The sequence below is a fragment of the Streptomyces sp. NPDC041124 genome (assembly GCF_055592385.1).
Window position 1 is genome coordinate 485,766 of the sequence record NZ_JBVIYR010000001.1, and the last position, 17,169, is coordinate 502,934.

14 protein-coding genes are annotated in these 17,169 nt (G+C 73.1%); 4 read left to right on the plus strand and 10 right to left on the minus strand.

All coding sequences use genetic code 11. The features are described from left to right. Nucleotides 1-5 precede the first annotated feature (5 nt). The 6 genes from ACZ6A9_RS02310 to ACZ6A9_RS02335 all read right to left on the minus strand — a co-directional run bounded on the left by ACZ6A9_RS02310 (nucleotide 6) and on the right by ACZ6A9_RS02335 (nucleotide 7,975). A complete protein-coding gene (locus ACZ6A9_RS02310) occupies nucleotides 6-1,055 on the minus strand; it encodes a BMP family lipoprotein (RefSeq protein ID WP_468976683.1) in 1,050 nt (349 codons plus the stop codon). A 600-nt stretch (nucleotides 1,056-1,655) separates the two neighbouring features. Continuing rightward, nucleotides 1,656-2,885 carry a M20 family metallopeptidase gene (locus ACZ6A9_RS02315; RefSeq protein WP_468977938.1) on the minus strand — a complete coding sequence of 410 codons (1,230 nt, stop codon included), beginning with the start codon at nucleotides 2,883-2,885 and terminating at the stop codon, nucleotides 1,656-1,658. Nucleotides 2,886-3,267: 382 nt separating this feature from the next. Beyond that, nucleotides 3,268-4,338 (minus strand): hypothetical protein, encoded by a 1,071-nt coding sequence (locus tag ACZ6A9_RS02320; RefSeq protein WP_468976689.1) that lies wholly within the window; start codon nucleotides 4,336-4,338, stop codon nucleotides 3,268-3,270. A 48-nt stretch (nucleotides 4,339-4,386) separates the two neighbouring features. Continuing rightward, nucleotides 4,387-5,322: an N-acetylneuraminate synthase family protein gene (locus ACZ6A9_RS02325; protein WP_468976694.1), complete on the minus strand. Its 936-nt coding sequence runs from the start codon at nucleotides 5,320-5,322 to the stop codon at nucleotides 4,387-4,389. Nucleotides 5,323-5,336: 14 nt separating this feature from the next. After that, nucleotides 5,337-6,596: a cytidylyltransferase domain-containing protein gene (locus ACZ6A9_RS02330; protein WP_468976697.1), complete on the minus strand. Its 1,260-nt coding sequence runs from the start codon at nucleotides 6,594-6,596 to the stop codon at nucleotides 5,337-5,339. Between the two features lie 44 nt (nucleotides 6,597-6,640). Beyond that, nucleotides 6,641-7,975 (minus strand): DUF6716 putative glycosyltransferase, encoded by a 1,335-nt coding sequence (locus tag ACZ6A9_RS02335; protein ID WP_468976700.1) that lies wholly within the window; start codon nucleotides 7,973-7,975, stop codon nucleotides 6,641-6,643. A 198-nt stretch (nucleotides 7,976-8,173) separates the two neighbouring features. Here ACZ6A9_RS02335 and ACZ6A9_RS02340 point away from each other — a divergent pair, with 198 nt between their 5' ends. The 3 genes from ACZ6A9_RS02340 (at nucleotide 8,174) to ACZ6A9_RS02350 (ending at nucleotide 11,673) form a co-directional block, all read left to right on the plus strand. After that, a complete protein-coding gene (locus tag ACZ6A9_RS02340) occupies nucleotides 8,174-9,154 on the plus strand; it encodes a glycosyltransferase family 2 protein (protein WP_468976704.1) in 981 nt (326 codons plus the stop codon). Next, nucleotides 9,151-10,479: an alpha-2,8-polysialyltransferase family protein gene (locus ACZ6A9_RS02345; RefSeq protein WP_468976711.1), complete on the plus strand. Its 1,329-nt coding sequence runs from the start codon at nucleotides 9,151-9,153 to the stop codon at nucleotides 10,477-10,479. The genes ACZ6A9_RS02340 and ACZ6A9_RS02345 overlap by 4 nt, the downstream gene beginning before the upstream one ends. 246 nt (nucleotides 10,480-10,725) lie before the next feature. After that, nucleotides 10,726-11,673, plus strand: a complete 948-nt coding sequence (locus ACZ6A9_RS02350) for a class I SAM-dependent methyltransferase (protein ID WP_468976714.1) — start codon at nucleotides 10,726-10,728, stop codon at nucleotides 11,671-11,673. Between the two features lie 25 nt (nucleotides 11,674-11,698). Here the strand turns inward: ACZ6A9_RS02350 and leuE are convergent, their stop codons facing one another. Both leuE and ACZ6A9_RS02360 read right to left on the minus strand, forming a co-directional pair. Further along, nucleotides 11,699-12,352, minus strand: a complete 654-nt coding sequence (gene leuE, locus ACZ6A9_RS02355) for a leucine efflux protein LeuE (RefSeq protein ID WP_468976716.1) — start codon at nucleotides 12,350-12,352, stop codon at nucleotides 11,699-11,701. A gap of 63 nt (nucleotides 12,353-12,415) precedes the next feature. Continuing rightward, nucleotides 12,416-14,014 (minus strand): acyl-CoA mutase large subunit family protein, encoded by a 1,599-nt coding sequence (locus tag ACZ6A9_RS02360; protein ID WP_468976721.1) that lies wholly within the window; start codon nucleotides 14,012-14,014, stop codon nucleotides 12,416-12,418. Between the two features lie 309 nt (nucleotides 14,015-14,323). Here ACZ6A9_RS02360 and ACZ6A9_RS02365 point away from each other — a divergent pair, with 309 nt between their 5' ends. Next, complete coding sequence (locus ACZ6A9_RS02365; protein WP_468976724.1) at nucleotides 14,324-15,178, plus strand: L,D-transpeptidase family protein; 855 nt, start codon at nucleotides 14,324-14,326, stop codon at nucleotides 15,176-15,178. 188 nt (nucleotides 15,179-15,366) lie between these two features. Here ACZ6A9_RS02365 and ACZ6A9_RS02370 read toward each other — a convergent pair whose 3' ends face one another. Together ACZ6A9_RS02370 and ACZ6A9_RS02375 are read right to left on the minus strand one after the other, a co-directional pair. Beyond that, nucleotides 15,367-16,383, minus strand: a complete 1,017-nt coding sequence (locus ACZ6A9_RS02370) for a hypothetical protein (RefSeq protein WP_468976727.1) — start codon at nucleotides 16,381-16,383, stop codon at nucleotides 15,367-15,369. Continuing rightward, nucleotides 16,383-17,057: an RNA polymerase sigma factor gene (locus ACZ6A9_RS02375; RefSeq protein WP_468976730.1), complete on the minus strand. Its 675-nt coding sequence runs from the start codon at nucleotides 17,055-17,057 to the stop codon at nucleotides 16,383-16,385. The genes ACZ6A9_RS02370 and ACZ6A9_RS02375 overlap by 1 nt, the downstream gene beginning before the upstream one ends. Nucleotides 17,058-17,169 lie beyond the last annotated feature (112 nt).

Below are 17,169 nucleotides of genomic sequence, written 5' to 3' on the forward strand. Positions count from 1 at the left end.
CCCGACTACTCGGTCCTGACCTTGATGGAGCCGGAGGTGATGCCTTCCTCGGCCTTGGCCACGGCGTCCGTCAGGCCGGCGACCTCGGCCATCTTCGGGTTGCTGTCGGACAGGCCGACACCCTCCACCTTCAGGTCGAAGACCTGGGTGCCGGTCAGCGGCTTGTCGTCCTGGACCGACTTGGACAGGGTGTACACCGCGCCGCCGACGTCCTTGAGGGCGGAGGTGAGGATGTAGTCCTTGTACGGGGCGAGGGCTTCCTGCTGGTACTGGTCGGAGTCGACGCCGATCGCCCAGACCTTCGCCTTGGCGGCGGCCTCGATGACGCCCTGGCCGGACAGGCCGGCCGCCTGGTAGATGACGTCGGCCTTCTTCTCGATCTGGCCCTCGGCGGCGGCCTTGCCCTTGTCCGGGCTGGAGAAGCCGCCCTCCTCCGCGGTCTGCGTCAGGTACTGCGGGATCACCTTGACGGCCGGGTCGGTGTCCTTGACGCCCTGCTCGTAACCGGCCTGGAACTTGTGGATCAGCGGGATGTCCACACCGCCCACGAAGCCGACGGTCTTGGTCTTGGTGGCCTTGGCGGCGGCGACACCGGCGAGGTAGGAGGCCTGCTCCTCGGCGAAGACGAGGGAGGCGACGTTGTCGCCCTCGACGACGGAGTCGACGATGCCGAAGGTGGTGTCGGGGTACTTGGCGGCCACGGCCTCCATGGCCGGGCCGTAGGCGAAGCCGACGCCGATGACGGGGTTGTAGCCCTGCTTGGCCAGCGAGGACAGACGCTGCTCCTTGTCCGCGTCGGTCTCACCCTCGGTGGGCTCCACGTCCGCGGTCTTGAAGCCGAACTCCTCCTTGGCCTTGGTCAGGCCCGCGTAGGCGGCGTCGTTGAAGGACTGGTCGCCCTTGCCGCCGATGTCGTAGGCGATGGCGACGCCGAGATCCTCCTTGGAACCACCACTGTCGTTGCTGTCGCTGCTGGTGCCGCCGCAGGCGGTGGCGGCGAGCGCGAGCGAGGCGACCCCCACCGCGGCGCGGGTCAGCTTGCTTATCCGACGCATCTGAAGTCCCCATTCTCCAAAGCCCCGCATCGGGCGCTCGGTTCGGCGCACATTAACGCGCGTAGAAACTCCTGGGAACGGGGTTCCGCGGGGCCGTTATCCATTCGTGCCGATGGCCGGTTACGCCCCTGTGAACCAGGGTGCCGTAGGGGACCGAACCGGACGATCGCCAGTGACGCGCGCGCCTGCACCCGCCCCACGCTGCCCCCGCCCCGCCGGGCACGCAAGCGGAGCGGGCGAGTGGGGTGACGGTGCGGGGCGCTCCGGGGGCGGCCGCCGGGGCCCCTCCGGGGGCAGTCGGGGTGGCCTCCCGGGGCGGGGTGGGTTGGGGCAGGGGCGGGGTGACCTCCCGCAGCGACTGGAGCGTCCACTCCCTCACCGGGGCCAAGGCCGGCACCGGGGGACGCTGTCGCGCCGGTCCGGGGACGGCCACCCCTGCCCGGCGCCCCACCAGCCACCACCCGTAGGCGCTGCGCGCACACCACCGAAGGGAAGGCGACCCCGGCGGCGCCGACCCTGCCCGGCACCCCCGACCGGAGCAGCTGGACGGGCGGTGTGGCTCACCGCGCCCGCCCCCTGGACAGCCGGGGCTGCCGGTGGCTAGCGCAGGGCGTCCAGGAGGGCCGCGGCGGTGAAGAGCTCCACGCCGACGGTGATCGCGTGTTCGTCCACGTCGAAGTCGCCCTGGTGCAGGTCGCGCACGGTGCGCTCGCCGGGTGTGCGGACGCCGAGGCGGGCCATGGCGCCGGGGACGCGCTCCAGGTACCAGGAGAAGTCCTCGCCGCCGAGGCTCTGTTCGGTGCCCTCGACGGAGTCCACCCCGCGCCGGGCGATCATGGCGTCGCGCAGCAGCTCGGTGGCGCCGGCCTCGTTGACGACCGGCGGCACGCCGCGCACGTAGTTGATCTCCGACTTGGCGCGGTGCAGGTTGGCCACCTCGTCGATGGCGGCGACCACCACGTCGGGGGCCTGCCGCCAGGTCTCCAGGTCCAGGCAGCGCACGGTGCCGGACAGTTCGGCGTGCTGCGGGATGACGTTGGGCGCGTGGCCCGAGTCGATCCTGCCCCAGGTCACGGCGAGTCCGCTGCGGCTGTCGACGCGCCGGCCGACGAGCGCGGGCACGTCGGTGACGACGCGGGCGGCGGCGGTGACCAGGTCGGTGGTCAGGTGCGGGCGGGCGGTGTGGCCGCCGGGACCGTCGAGGGCGATCTCCAGCCGGTCGCAGGCGGAGGTGATGGCGCCCTGGCGCAGTCCGATCTTCCCCGCGTCGACGCGGGGGTCGCAGTGCACGGCGATGATCCGGCCGATGCCTTCGAGCGCGCCGTCGGCGATGGCCTCGGCGGCGCCGCCGGGCAGCACCTCCTCGGCGGGCTGGAAGATCAGCCGCACGGGGCGGGGCAGCAGGCCCTGCCGGTGCAGCTCGGCGAGGACGAGGCCGGTGCCGAGCACCACGGTGGTGTGCACGTCGTGGCCGCAGGCGTGGGCGCGGTCGGGCACGGTGGACCGGTAGGGGCACTCGGTCTTCATGTCGGGGATGGGCAGGCCGTCGATGTCGGCGCGCATGGCCAGCATCGCCGAGTCGGTGCCCGCCTCGTCGTCGGTCCCGATGTCACAGATCACGCCGGTCCCGCTGGACAGGACGCGCGGCCGGAGGCCGGCCTGCTCCAGACGTTCCTTGATCGCGGCGGTGGTGCGGAACTCCTGGTTGCCGAGCTCCGGGTGCATGTGCAGGTCGCGGCGGAACGCGACGAGCTCGGCACGCAGGGCCTCGGGCAACGCTCCGGGGAGCACCGCTCCGCCGGGGAGGTCGACCTCGGACTCCAGTGACATCAGTGGTTTCACCCTTTGAAGAGTAGGGCGCCGAAGCCGATGACCGACCCTCGATCAAGAAAAATCAGCCCGTCAGGGGAAGAAAAATCGGCCGCCCCACGCATAGCCGTCCGTCGCGATGGGTAAACTCGCCGCCCTTTCGCGGAGGTCGAGGCCCCTTGACCTGCCGGAACGTGACGTCCGTCACTGCCGCACCAGTGGCTCCGGCACCCATCCACTTCTTCACGGATACCACGCTCGGCCCAGCCCACGCGGACCGGTTCATCTGGCGGACACCGGGGGCCGTCCGGGGGTGGGCGGCGCAAGCCCTCCGGAGAGGACGGGCCGTGGGGCCCTTCCGGGCGGCAAGCGGTGGAGGGGGCACGGGTCGAGGGGCGAGACCCTACGGCCGGACGGGCGCCGTCGTCGGCAGCCGGTGGACGGCCCGCGCGGATTCCGTCACGCCGGACAGGAAGCCGTGGGCGCGGGGCGAGGCCGTGCGGGTCAGCCAGGCGGGGTCCACGTCGCAGACCGTCACGCGGACACCCGTGCCGGTCAGGGCGAGGGGCAGGGTGTGGACGACCGTGGACGGGAAGCTCAGGACGGTGCGGCCGATGGGGCCGCGGCGGGCGATGAGCTCCAGGGGGAGCTCGGGGCGGACGATCTCCAGCCCCGTCTCGACCGCGAGCCGGTGCAGTTTCACCGTGCTCTCGCGGCGGTGCGCGAAGTAGCGCCGGGCACCGTGCGCCCCCGCCAGGGAGCGGACGGCCGCCACGTAGGCGTCGCCGTCCACCACGCCCGTCTCCACCAGGGACGTGCCGACCAGGTCGGCGCCCTGGATGACGCGGGGCGGGCCGAAGCGGGCCCGGGTCCAGGCGAAGGTGTGGGCGCGGACGGTCACTCCGGGCGGGGTGTCCTCCATGGGCATGGCGGTGAAGACCTCCACGGTGCGTGTCCCGCCCGGGGTGAGCCGGCGCCGGGCGGCGGCGGACACGGGGGCGAGCAGGAGGTCGCGGGGGCCGGGGCGGCCGCCCTTGCGGTGCCAGCGCACCAGGCGTTCGCCGCGGGCGAGCTGGCCGACGAACTCCATGGTCGCGGTGCCGTCGTCGACCACGACGACGTCCCGGGCCCGGGTGATCGTCAGCAGCAGCTGGACGTAGCGCGAGAAGGGGTCGCCGAGGACGACGCGGGTGGCACGGCGCAGCGGCCCGGTCAGCCCGCCGACGGTGTGCAGCGGGGCGGACGCGCCCGCGCGGGCCTCCTCCCACCGGACGTGGTGGCCCTCCTCGCGGGCCAGCTCCGCCATCCGGCGCAGCTGGCCGCGGGTCATCGGGTCGACCGGGGACAGCACCACGAGGGTGAGCCCCACTCCGGGCGCGTGCGCGTGCGCCCACTCCAGCACGTTGAGCAGTTGTACCGGGCTCTCGACGAAGGCGAGTGTGTGGGGGCCGGGCCGGCTGGCGCGGGGGCTCATCGACGTAGGACCGTTCCCGTCGTCGTGGGGGTGGGAGGGTGGGGCGGGTCAGACGGAGAGCGGCTCGCCCGCGGCCGTGGCGATCTCCGCCTCGGCGACCACGCCGGTGACGCGGCGCAGCTTCTTCATCGGGCCCAGTTCGGACTCGTAGACCTTCTTCACGCCGTCGCCGAGGGACGCCTCGATGGTGCGGATGTCGCGGACCAGGCGGGTCAGGCCCTGCGGCTCGACGGAGGCGGCCTGGTCGGAGCCCCACATGGCGCGGTCGAGGGTGATGTGGCGCTCGACGAACGCGGCGCCGAGGGCGACGGCGGCGAGGGTGGTCTGCAGGCCGGTCTCGTGGCCGGAGTAGCCGATCGGGACGTTCGGGTACTCCTGCTGGAGGGTGTTGATGACCCGGAGGTTGAGCTCCTCGGCCTTCGCCGGGTAGGTGGAGGTGGCGTGGCAGAGCAGGATGTTGTCGCTGCCCAGGACCTCGACGGCGTGCCGGATCTGCTTGGGCGTCGACATGCCGGTGGACAGGATGACCGTGCGGCCGGTGGCGCGCAGGGCGCGCAGCAGCTCGTCGTCGGTGAGGGAGGCGGAGGCGACCTTGTGGGCGGGGACGTCGAACTTCTCCAGGAAGGCGACGGCCTCGGTGTCCCACGGGGAGGCGAACCAGTCGATGCCCCGCTTCTTGCAGTAGGCGTCGATCTGGCGGTACTCGTCCTCGCCGAACTCCACGCGGTGGCGGTAGTCGATGTACGTCATCCGGCCCCAGGGGGTGTCGCGCTCGATGTCCCACTGGTCGCGCGGGGTGCAGATCTCCGGCGTGCGCTTCTGGAACTTGACGGCGTCGCAGCCGGCTTCGGCCGCGGCGTCGATCAGCTTGAACGCGTTCTCGATGTCACCGTTGTGGTTGATGCCGATCTCGCCGGTGATGTACACGGGGCGGCCGGGGCCGGCCTCGCGGGGACCGAGGGTGCGGATGCGGGAGTTGCTCATGACCGGGGGTTTCCTTACCTGGGGAGGGAATCGAGGGAGGGGCCGAGGATCCAGCCGGCGATCTCCCGGATCGCGCCGTCGCCGCCGCGGAGGGTGGTGACGGCGCGGGCGGCGCCGCGTACGGCGTCGTGGGCGCTCGCGACCGCCACGGGCCAGCCGACGAGGGCGAAGCACGGGAGGTCGTTGACGTCGTTGCCGACGTAGAGCACGCGCTCCGGCGCGATGCCCTGCTCCTCGCACCACTGCTTCAGTGCGAGGTCCTTGCGGTCGACGCCGTGCAGCACGGGGATCCGGAGCTTGCGTGCGCGGGCGGCGACGACCGGGTTCTGTTCGGTGGACAGGACGAGCAGCTTCAGTCCGCTCCTGCGCAGGGCGGCGATGCCGAGTCCGTCGCCGCGGTGCACGGCGACGAACTCCTGTCCCTGGGAGTCGATCAGCACCCGGTCGTCGGTCTGGGTGCCGTCGAAGTCGAGGACGACCGCGTCGATGTCGTCGGCGGTCGGGAGGGCGCCGGGCCGTGCGGCGTCGAAGAGCGGCGCGAGGGCACGGGCGCGGGCGAGCTCGTGCGGGTCGTCGATCTCCAGCACGCGGGCGGGGTCGGTGCGGACGAGTTCGGTGCGGCCGAAGAAGCGGTGCCGGTGCTCGCGGAAGCCGGCCGCGTCCATGGCGTAGGCGGCGCCGGTCTCCAGGAAGTCCTGGGGGCGGTCCTGGCGGCGGGGACGGAAGGACTTGTCGTGGTTGACGCCGTGCCCTCCGGCGGGCGCGCCCGCGCCCTCCCGAGCGGGCTCCGGGGCGGAGCCGGTGGCGGTGTCCCCCGCGTCCCGCCAGACGAAGCCGTGGAACGGGGCGACCGTCACCGCGGTGTCGGCGCCCTGGTCGGCGACCGCGGCGGCCACCCCGTCGACGTCCTCGCGGAGCAGGAACGGGCTGGTGCACTGCACGAGCAGGACGACGTCCACGGGCGCGCCGTGCCGGGCCTCGTGGGCGTCCAGGGCGTGCAGGACGGCCGCTTCCGAGGTGGCGGTGTCGCCGGCGATGGCGGCGGGCCGCAGCACCACCTCCGCGCCGGCCTGCCGGGCCGCGGCGGCGATGGCCGGGTCGTCGGTGGAGACGACGACGTCCGTGACGTACCGCGCGGCCCGGCACTCGCGCACCGCGCGCGCCACCAGGGGCACGCCGCCGACGGGGGCGAGGTTCTTCGCGGGCACGCCCTTGGAGCCGCCGCGCGCGGGGATCACGGCGAGCACCCGGCGTACCGCAGGCGGGTGGGACATGGGGTCAGCTCCTCGGTCGGGGTTCGGGGCGGCGGCGGGGGCGGTCACAGTTCGCCCATCCGGCGGATCACCGGGGCCACGCGCTGCACCCCGTGCCGGTAGGCGCCGCGCGCCGCCCGGCGCACGATCTGCCGGACCGGTCCCGGCTCCCTGCCGGCGGCGGGCGCACCGGGCAGGGGCGTGCCGTCGGGTCCCAGGTGGTGGCGGGCGAGGATGCCCGGCAGGTAGCCGGGCGCGGTGACGGGTGTGTAGTACGGGGCCAGCGGCGGGAGCCCGCCGGGCCGGGCGAGGAGCCCGGCGATGCGCGCGCGGGCGGTGTCGAAGGCGGTCTCGTACGCGTCTCCCCCGCCGGCGACGCCCTGCCGGGCCACCCACTCCCCGTCCGGCTCCGGGCGGTGGCCGGCGTCGAGCTGGTCCCAGGAGGCCAGGCATCCGGAGCCGACGAAGTGGTGGTTGCCGAGGGCCTCCCGGATGCCGAGGTCGGTGAGGACGGCGGTGGGGATGCGGCGGTGCAGCGACTCCAGGGCGGCCGTGGAGCTGACGGTGACGAGGAGGTCGGTCCGGTCGAGCACCTCGCCCATGTGCCCGTACACGAGACGGAAGTTGGGCGGGAGGTCCTGGCGCTGGGCGAGCTTCTGGTAGGGCAGTTCCTCGATGTGGGTGGTGTGTTCGCCGGGTTTGGAGCGCAGCTTCAGCAGCACCTCGCGCCCGGGGTGCCGGCGGGCGTGCCCGATCAGCCGCTGAAGCAGGTACGTCCGGTCCCGGCGGCTGCCCGGGACGGAGGGCTGGGCGGCGAACACCACGGTGTAGGGCCTGCGCCCCTGTTCCGCGGACGGGTCGTGCTCTGCGGTGTAGGGGGCACCGCCGAGGAACGGCAGGGCGACCTCGGTGACCGAGCCGGCGTCTGCGCCCACTCCCTCGTACACGGCGCGGAAACGCTCCGCGTCCTGGCGGGAGTTGGCGAGCACCAGGTCGGCGCCGTGGCGCAGCAGCAGACCGTCGGCGAGCTTCTCGTAGACGACGCCGACGTAGCCGGTGACGACGACGGGCCGGTCGGCCCGGTCCTCCCAGGCCCGCTTCAGCCCGTGCAGCATCGCCTGCACACCGCCGCCGACGAGGGCGAGCACCAGGAGGTCGTACGACTCCTCGCGCATCGCACGCAGGAACCCGGCCGCGGTGACCTCCCGGAGGGAGTCCGCGCGGACGCCGACCTCGCCGAGCTGGCGGGCGGTGGGCGTGGCGCGGCCCCGCAGGAGGTATCCGTCCGTCCGGATGTCCCGCGGCGCGACGCGGGACGCGGTGAGGGCGCCCCATTTCCACCGGGTGTCGGAATCCGCGAGGACCGCGACCCTGAGGGGCTTCGTAGCACTTGCTGGCACGTGGAAGACGCTAGGAATCGATTCCTAGAAACTGCCCAACCCGAACACAACAAAGGGTTAACAGCACAACGCCGAATGACGAATCGGGCCGCCCGGCCCCGGGAAAAGGGCGCGCTTCACCGCTTCACCATGTGCCGTTCACCGGGAATCAAGACGCGGGTAAATCGGTGGGCCGGGCCGTCTTCTAATGTCTGACGCGTGCCCAAGCTCTCCGTCATCGTGCCGTTCTACAACGTCCGGCAATACGTCCCCGATGCCCTGCGCGGTCTGCGTGCGAACGCGCGCGACGACTTCGAATTCATTCTCGTCGACGACTGCTCCACCGACGGGACCGCGGACCTCCTCGCGCGTGCGGAGTCCGAACTGCCGGGGGCGGTGCTGGTCAGACACGAACGGAACGGCGGGCTGGCGACGGCCCGCAACACCGGCATCGACGCCGCCCGCGGGGAGTACCTGACGTTCCTCGACGGCGACGACTGGCTGGCGCCCGGCCACTACGACCGGCTGGTCGGCGTGATCGAGCGGCTGGGCTGCGACTTCGTGCGCACGGACCACGTGCAGTGCACGGCGCGCAACCGCTCGGTGCAGCGGGTGCCGCACGGCCGGCGGAACGTGGTGCTGTCCCCGCGCGAGGCGATCCTGCCCGCCCACCGGCCCACCTCCGTCGACTACGCGTACGCCTGGGCCGGTGTCTACCACCGCCGGCTCGCCGACCGCGGTCTGCTGCACTTCACGGACGGGCTGCGCACCGCGGAGGACCGTCCGTGGATCTGGAGGCTGCACCGGGAGGCGGAGTCCTTCGCGGTGACCGGCCTGCTCGGCGTGTTCTACCGGCGGGGGGTCTCCTCGTCGCTGACGCAGATCGGGGACGCCCGTCAGCTCGACTTCATCCGCGCCTTCGACCAGGTGGTCGAGGAGACCGCCGCCGACCCCGAGGCGGCGCGCCTGCTGCCGAAGGCGGTGCGCACCTACTGCGCGATCATCGCCCACCATCTCGGTTCCATCGAAAGGTTCGAGGCGCCCGTGGCCCGGAAACTGAAGGCGATGAGCACGGCCGCGCTGCGGCGGATGCCCCAGGACGTGCTGGACGAGGCGCTGGCGTCGATGGACACCGCGCGGGCCACCCGGCTGCGCCGGCTGCGCCGCCGTCCCGTGCGGGCCGCGGAGGTCGCCGCGTGACCACGCAGATCTTCCTGGTGTCGACGCTGTACGGCACCGCCACCCTGGCCGCCGCCCTGGACTCGGGCTGCTTCGCGCCGGCCGACAGGCGCGTCCTGCTGGTGGCCAACAACGCGGCGACGCCGGAGACGACGCCGGCCGTGGACGCGGCGCCCGGCTTCGAGCGGCTGCGTGACCGGTTCGACGACGTGGTGTCGTGGAACGAGACGGTCTTCCCCCACCACCCCGGCGGCTGGGCCCCGCGTCGCAGCGACGTCCCGATGTGGGAGAGGTACCTGCGGCTGGCCTGGGGTCTGGGCGACGACGACGTGTCGCTCGCCGTGGAGTCGATCCAGGTCAACCCGGCGCTCGCGGTGGCGCAGGTCTTCACCGACGCGCCGGTCACCGTCTACGCGGACGGTCTGATGAGCTACGGCCCCACCCGCAACAAGATCGATCCGCTGATCGGGACGCGCGTGGAGCGGCTGCTCCACCTCGATCTGGTGCCGGGGCTGCGGCCGCTGCTCCTGACGGAGTTCGGGGTGGAGCCGCAGCTGGTGCCCACGGAGGCGTTCACGCGGGTGCTGGCCGAACTGGGCACGACCGGCGCCGGCCTGCCCGAGGTGGAGGCTCCCGCGCTGCTGCTGGGCCAGTACCTGTCGGCGCTGGGCATCCTCTCCGCCGAGGAGGAGGAGGACCTGCACGTGCGGATGCTCGAGGGCGCCGCCGGCCTCGGTCACCGGCGGGTGGTCTTCAAGCCGCACCCCACGGCCCCGGCCCGGTTCACCCGCACCCTGGAACAGGAGGCGGAGCGGCTCGGCGTCGACCTCACCGTGGTCGACACACCGGTCCTGGCCGAGGTGCTGTACCAGCGGATGCGCCCGGCACTGGTGGTCGGCTGCTTCTCCACGGCCCTGCTCACCGCGTCCCGGCTGTACGGTCTGCCGGTGGCCCGGGTCGGCACCCAGACGCTGCTGGAGCGGCTGACACCGTACGAGAACAGCAACCGCGTCCCCGTCACCCTCGTCGACGCGCTCCTGCCGGAGCCGGCCGACGCCGCCGCCGGGGGGCGGCCGGGCACGGACACCGAGTCGCTCGCCGCGCTGCTGCGGGCGGTCGGCTTCGTGATGCAGCCCAGGATCCTGCCGGAGCTGCGGCCGGAGGCCGAGGAGTATCTGCGCACCCGGCTGGACGCCCGTACCTGGCGGTACTTCAGGAAGCGGCGGCTGACGTCACTGGGGCTGCCCGGTGGCATTCCGGAGCGGCTGGCGTTCCTGCCGCGGAGCGCCGCGGCCCGGACCGTGGTGCGGCGGGCGCGGTCGATCCGGCGCGCGGTGAAACGGTGACGCGCCGTCCGATGACGAGCGGGTGAACGGACCGTTCACCTCCCACCGGATCGCCTTTCGCTCGCCATTCGATCGCCTTTCGTTCATTTTTCCGTCACCCCTTGTCCGCCGCCTCCCGTGCCATGATCCCCCTCTGGAATTCACCGGGGAATTCACCTGGCTCCGGATCGCCGTCCGCAGAAGGAAACCGCAACGGATTCGGCCCGCTCCACCTCCGGCTCCGCCACGAATCGAGGTCGTTGGTTCATGAACAGCAGTTCCTTGCTCCGCAGCTCCGTCTCCCGGCGTCTGCTGCGCCCGGTCGCCGACCTCATCGACCGGCGCATCGAACGGCAGGTGCGCTCCGCCGTCCCGCGCCCGGCCGCCCAGGCGTCCCCGGCCGCGGCGGACATCGAACGTCTGGTGCGGGACGTCGAACAGCTCAAGCACGACCGGCTCACCATCGAACTGCTCCTCGGCCCCCGCGGGCGCGGCATCTCCCGCAGGGTGGCCGAGGAACCGCTGGAGAGCCTGTGCGCCGAGGTGGCCGCCCTGGCCGGGGACCGTGACGCGGCCGTGCGCAACGTCGCCGCCGCCTTCCGGCTGCTCGTCGCGCTGGAGTCGCTGGGGGTGGGCCGCGTCGCGGGCGGCACCATGAACATCTGCGGCAAGCTCGGCACGATCCCGCTGCTCGACCCGCCGAACGACGAGATCCTGGAGATCGGCACGCTGTACGGCATGTTCTCCGCCGGGCTGATCCGCATGATGGAACGCGACGGCCGCAGCCCGGCCCTGACCATCGTCGACCCCTTCGCCGGCGTGCAGCTCCAGCCCGGCACCGACCAGCGCCCGGAACCCACCGGCGCACCGGTCGACGAGCGTGCCGTACGCACCAACCTCACCCTGGCCGGCCCGGCGGGCGCGGCGGCACGCGTCCAGCGGGGGTTCTCCGAGGACCCCGAGACCCGCGCGGCCGTGTCGGACCGCCGTTACGGCGTGATCGTCGTGGACGGCGACCACTCCGCCGAGGGCGTCGCGCAGGACCTGCGGTGGGCCGAGGAGATCGCCGCCCCGGGCGGGGTCGTGGTCCTGGACGACTACGGCGACCCCAACTGGCCGGGCATCAAGGAGGCCCTGGACGTCCATCTGAAGGGCGACACGCGCTTCACCTACCTGGGGAAGGCCGCCCGCTCGGCGTACCTGCGGGCGTCCTGAGCACCGGCACCGGCCCGCACGGCGCCTACGCGCCCGCCAGCGACAGCTTCGCCGCGAACCCGAGGAAGAGGGCGCCCGCCGCCGAGGTGGCCCCCGCCGCCAGCCGCCGCCTGCGGCGGAACATGCCGGCCAGGCGGGTGCCGCCGAAGATCAGCAGCGACAGGTACAGGAAGCTGGCCGTCTGGAGCAGGACGCCGAGGACGACGAAGGACAGCGCGGGGTGCGCGTAGCCGGGGTCGACGAACTGCACGAAGAAGGAGATCAGGAAGAGGATCGCCTTCGGGTTGAGCAGCGACACCACGAGGGCCCTGCGGTAGGGGTGTTCCTCGCCGGCGGGAGCGGCCTCGGGGGTCCCGCCGGACGCCGGCTCGTCCTGCGCCTTCCACATGCCCCACGCCGAGCGCAGCATTCCGTACGCCATCCACGCCAGGTATCCGGCGCCGGCGTACTTCACCACCAGGAACAGCAGCGGGGTCGTGGTGAGCACGGAGGCGGCGCCGAGCGCCGCGAGCGTCATCAGGACGGCGTCCCCGGTGAACACCCCGGCCACCGCCGCGTAGCCGGTGCGCACGCCCTTGCGGGCGGCGACGGAGAGGACGTAGAGCGAGTTGGGGCCGGGCAGCAGGATGATGAGGGCCAGGCCCGCCAGATAGGTGGGGAGGTCGATGACGCCGAACATGGAGGGAGTGTCGCACGGGGGTGCGGCACTCCCACCAGGGGTCCCGGCCCGCGAGAGGGCGGATCAGAACGCGTCGCTCGGCACGTACGTGCCCCAGACCTCCCGCAGCGCGTTGCACACCTCGCCGACCGTGGCCCGGGCCTTCAGGGCGTCCTTCATCGGGTACAGGACGTTGTCCTCGCCCTCGGCGGCCTTCTTCAGGGCGGCCAGGGCGGAGTCGACGGCCTGCTGGTCGCGCTCCGCGCGGAGCCGGGCGAGGCGTTCGGCCTGCTGGGCCTCGATGGCCGGGTCGACGCGCAGGGGCTCGTAGGGCTCCTCCGCGTCGAGCTGGAAGCGGTTGACGCCGACCACGACCCGCTCGCCGGAGTCGGTCTCCTGGGCGATGCGGTAGGCGCTGCGTTCGATCTCGCTCTTCTGGAAGCCGTGCTCGATGGCGTTGACCGCGCCGCCGAGGTCCTCGACCTTCCCCATCAGCTCCAGCGCCGCCGCCTCGACGTCGTCGGTCATCTTCTCGACGACGTAGGAGCCGGCGAACGGGTCGACCGTCGCCGTCACGTCCGTCTCGTAGGCGAGGACCTGCTGGGTGCGCAGGGCGAGCCGGGCGGACTTGTCGGTGGGGAGGGCGATCGCCTCGTCGAAGGAGTTGGTGTGCAGCGACTGGGTGCCGCCGAGCACCGCGCCGAGACCCTGGACGGCGACCCGGACCAGGTTGACCTCGGGCTGCTGCGCCGTCAGCTGCACCCCGGCCGTCTGCGTGTGGAAGCGCAGCATCAGCGACTTGGGGTTCCTCGCGCCGAACTCCTCCTTCATCACCCGCGCCCAGATCCTGCGGGCCGCACGGAACTTGGCGACCTCCTCCAGGATCGTCGTGCGGGCCACGAAGAAGAACGACAGGCGCGGGGCGAAGTCGTCCACGTCCATGCCGGCGGCGACCGCGGTGCGCACGTACTCGATGCCGTCGGCGAGGGTGAAGGCGATCTCCTGCGCGGGCGACGCGCCCGCCTCGGCCATGTGGTAGCCGGAGATCGAGATGGTGTTCCACTTCGGGATCTCGGCCCTGCAGTACTTGAAGATGTCGGCGATCAGCCGGAGCGAGGGCTTCGGCGGGAAGATGTACGTGCCCCGCGCGATGTACTCCTTCAGCACGTCGTTCTGGATCGTGCCGGTGAGCCGGTCGGCGCTCACGCCCTGCTCCTCGGCGACCAGTTGGTAGAGGAGCAGCAGGAGGGCGGCGGGGGCGTTGATCGTCATCGACGTGGAGACCTGGTCCAGCGGGATGCCGCCGAACAGCACCCGCATGTCGTCGATGGAGTCGATGGCGACGCCCACCTTGCCGACCTCGCCCGAGGCGATCGGGGCGTCGGAGTCGTGGCCCATCTGGGTGGGCAGGTCGAAGGCGACCGACAGACCCATGGTGCCGTTGGCGATGAGCTGCTTGTAGCGGGCGTTGGACTCCGTCGCCGTGCCGAAACCGGCGTACTGGCGCATCGTCCACGGCCGGCCCGTGTACATCGTCGGGTACACGCCCCGGGTGAAGGGGTACGACCCCGGCTCCCCCAGCTTCCCGGCCGGGTCCCAGCCCTCGAGGGCGTCCGGCCCGTAGACCGGTTCGATGGGCAGTCCACTCTCGGTGGACCGGGCACTGCCCGACTCGCGCGCCATGGTGTGATGCCTCCCGCTGAGCGGCGTTGCTCGACCTGATCGCCCGTTACCCGTCAGTTACTCACCAGTACTGGCCGACCCTTCGACGGACTGTAGCGGTGCGCGTGCGGCCCGGTGGAGGGGCGCACGCTGGGACCTTCCTCACAGCCGCGGTGGGACCCCGCTCACAGCGTCCACCCCGGCGGTCGTCTTCCGGTCACTCACCACCATGCCCCCTTGTTCGGTTGTGGTCACCTCAGGGGTACACATCCGAGGTGACGACCGGGCGCGCGGCCGGTGGGCGAGGGGGATCGAGTGCGTGGTACGGGCATGCGGAGGAAGGGGATCGGTGTCCTCGCGGCGCTGACCGCCCTCACGGCCTGCGCGGCCGGCTGCACGGTGCGGCCGGCGGGCGCGGACGGGGAGGGCGGCTCCCCGGTGCGGATCGAAGTGCCGAGCCGGACGCCGTCCGGTGCGCCGTCGCAGTCGCGGGCGCCGGACGGCGCGGGGAAGCCGTCCGCCCCCGGCGGTCCGGCCTCGCCCCGCCCGGCTTCGCGGGTGCTGTGGTCCCCGGGGGACTCCGGACGCGACGTGCGCGAGCTCCAGGCGCGGCTGCGGCAGGCCGCCTGGATCTTCCACGGGCCGACCGGGACCTACGACGACCTGACGGCGAAGGCGGTCCGGGGCTTCCAGGGCAAGCGCGGGCTGCCGGCGACCGGGGTGACGGACAGTGCCACCTGGCAGCGGCTGCTGGCGATGACGCGCGAGCCGGGCCGGTGGGAGCTGTACCTGATGGGCGGTCAGCCGGCCGACGCGCCCGACCCGCGCTGTGCGACCGGCCGGGTGCTGTGCATCAGCAAGTCGAGCCGCACCCTGCGCTGGATGATCGACGGGCGGACGGTGTCGACGATGCCGGTGCGCTTCGGGTCCGAGTACACACCGACCCGCGAGGGTGTCTTCCGCATCTACTGGAAGTCCCGTCACCATGTGTCGACGCTCTACGACTCGCCCATGCCGTACGCCATGTTCTTCAGCGGCGGCCAGGCCGTGCACTTCTCGGCCGACTTCGCCGCGCGGGGGTACGCGGGTTCCTCCCACGGCTGCGTCAACGTACGGGACGAGGAGGCGATCGCGCGGCTGTACGCGCGGGTGAGGGACGGCGACCGGGTCGTCGTGCACCGGTGAGACGGGGCGCGGGCGGGACCGGGGGAACGTGTCCCGCCCGCGCCGAGGTGCACGAGCCGTGAGTACGGGGGGAACCCCGGCTCCGTGCGACGGCCGATGACCAGTCGGCTCACTCATTACTGCGTCACGCGGGCCGAAAGTGTCACACCTGGCGGCGAAGAGATGTCATCGACCGAGAAAGACGCAGGTCACGGAGTGTTTCCCCGGGCGTTCCCGGAGCCCTTGCCCTGGCCGGAACCTTGCCCTCGCTTGTCGCTCTCGTCCTTCTTGCCGCCGTCGCCCGCGCCCTCGTTCCCGTTCTCGCTCCCGGTCTTCTTCTCGTCCCTCATCTCGTGGCCCTTGCCGGGGCCCTCGGCCTCGCCCCCGTGGGCGTCACCGGTGTCCTCGCGGACCGCGGGGCCGGAGCCGCCACCGGCCGACAGCGCGGCCCGGCAGTACGGGCCGACCCGGGCGGGGCCGCCCGCCTCCTCCTCCAGGAGGCGCTCGCGCGCGCCGTTCAGGTGTTCGCCGTCGCGCCAGGCACGGCAGGCCGAGGCGATCTGCTTCCCGGCGCGGCCGGAACGGGCCGCCGGGTCGCCGGAGTCCGGTCCGGACCGCCCGGGCGCGGGCTGTCCGCCCGCGCCGGTGTCCGCGTCCGGCCGGGCCTGCGCCCCTGCCGTTCCCTCCGGGTGCCGCCCCCCGGGGGTCGCCCGGCCGGCATCCGGCGGGGGTGACGGCAGGAGACGTCCGGGATGCGGGGCGCTCACGGAGGCCGCCGGGTCCGCCTCGGCCTCGCCGGACGGCGTCGGCAGGACCCCGGCACCGGCCAGGAGGGCGGCGCCGCCGACCATGCCGGCGACCAGCGTGGCGGCCAGCCCGAGCCGCAGGGAACGCGGCGGGCGGCGTCCACCCGGCGTTCCGGAACCGTCACCGCGGGGCGCGCCGAGACGGACCGGCCCAGCGTCGGGGTGCTCCGCGCCGGCGGCGGTGTCAGGGCCGGCCTGTCGCCGGCGTTCCTCCCGGCACGTGCGGAAGGCCGCCAGCGCGGCCGCCTCCCCGGGAAGCTCCCCGTCGGCCGAGGGGGGTGCGGCGGAGAGCGCACGCAGCGTTCCGGCGAGCCGTTCGGCCTGGTCACGGGTGGTGGGGTCGGCAGCTTCGGGGGGCTCTCCGTTCAGCAGACGTTCCGCGGTCCCGCGGTCCAGCCACCGGTGCTGCTCATCGGCCATCACATGTCCTTCTGCGTCCGCGTTCGCATCTGCGTCACACTCGCGGACGTCACCGTACGACGGCGTGGTTGCCGCTGGGGCGGAAGGGCGTCGAGAACTCCCGCGGATTCCGGTTGGGCTTCCGGATCGTCACCCAGCAACTCGGCCAGTCGCTTCAGGCCACGGTGCGCCGCCGTACGGACGGCACCGGGGCGTTTGCCCAGCGTCTCGGCGGCGGTCTTGGCGTCGAGGCCCACCACCACCCGCAGCACCACGGCTTCGGCCTGGTCGTGCGGGAGCCGGGAGATCAACGAGAACGCGCCGTCGGTGGCCAGCGCCTCCATCGCCTCGCCGGCGGTGTCGGACTCGGCGGGACGCCCGGTCAGTTCGGTCTCGTCGCCGCCGATCGCGGGGCGGCGTCCCCGCATCCGTATGTGGTCCAGGGCCCGGTTCCGGGCGATGCGGGCGGCCCAGCCGCGGAACCGGTCCGCGTCGCCGGTGAACCGCTCCAGGTCACGGGCGATCTGCAGCCAGGCCTCGGACGTCACGTCCTCCGCGTCGGGCTCGCCGACCAGTGTCCTGACATACCCCAGCAGCCGCGGGTGCACCGCGCGGTACACAGTCCGGAACGCGGTCTCGTCCCCGTCCTGCGCCGCACGCACCGCGGCGGTCAGCTCCGCGTCGTCCCCCAGCACACGCGCGCGCCCTTCTGCGCTCTCAGCCGGCGCCGCTCTCGCGGACCGGGTTGCTCGCCGTCGTGGTTGCTCGATCAGTGGTTGCGGTCGTGGGCCGTGGGCGGTTCGTGGT

Coding starts and splice junctions, on each gene's coding strand:
- ACZ6A9_RS02365 (WP_468976724.1), top strand. CDS start 14,324: ATGCGGAGGAAGGGGATCGGTGTCCTCGCGGCGCTGACCGCCCTCACG.
- leuE (WP_468976716.1), bottom strand. CDS start 12,352: ATGTTCGGCGTCATCGACCTCCCCACCTATCTGGCGGGCCTGGCCCTC.
- ACZ6A9_RS02330 (WP_468976697.1), bottom strand. CDS start 6,596: ATGTCCCACCCGCCTGCGGTACGCCGGGTGCTCGCCGTGATCCCCGCG.
- ACZ6A9_RS02325 (WP_468976694.1), bottom strand. CDS start 5,322: ATGAGCAACTCCCGCATCCGCACCCTCGGTCCCCGCGAGGCCGGCCCC.
- ACZ6A9_RS02320 (WP_468976689.1), bottom strand. CDS start 4,338: ATGAGCCCCCGCGCCAGCCGGCCCGGCCCCCACACACTCGCCTTCGTC.
- ACZ6A9_RS02310 (WP_468976683.1), bottom strand. CDS start 1,055: ATGCGTCGGATAAGCAAGCTGACCCGCGCCGCGGTGGGGGTCGCCTCG.
- ACZ6A9_RS02350 (WP_468976714.1), top strand. CDS start 10,726: ATGAACAGCAGTTCCTTGCTCCGCAGCTCCGTCTCCCGGCGTCTGCTG.
- ACZ6A9_RS02360 (WP_468976721.1), bottom strand. CDS start 14,014: ATGGCGCGCGAGTCGGGCAGTGCCCGGTCCACCGAGAGTGGACTGCCC.
- ACZ6A9_RS02370 (WP_468976727.1), bottom strand. CDS start 16,383: ATGGCCGATGAGCAGCACCGGTGGCTGGACCGCGGGACCGCGGAACGT.
- ACZ6A9_RS02315 (WP_468977938.1), bottom strand. CDS start 2,885: ATGTCACTGGAGTCCGAGGTCGACCTCCCCGGCGGAGCGGTGCTCCCC.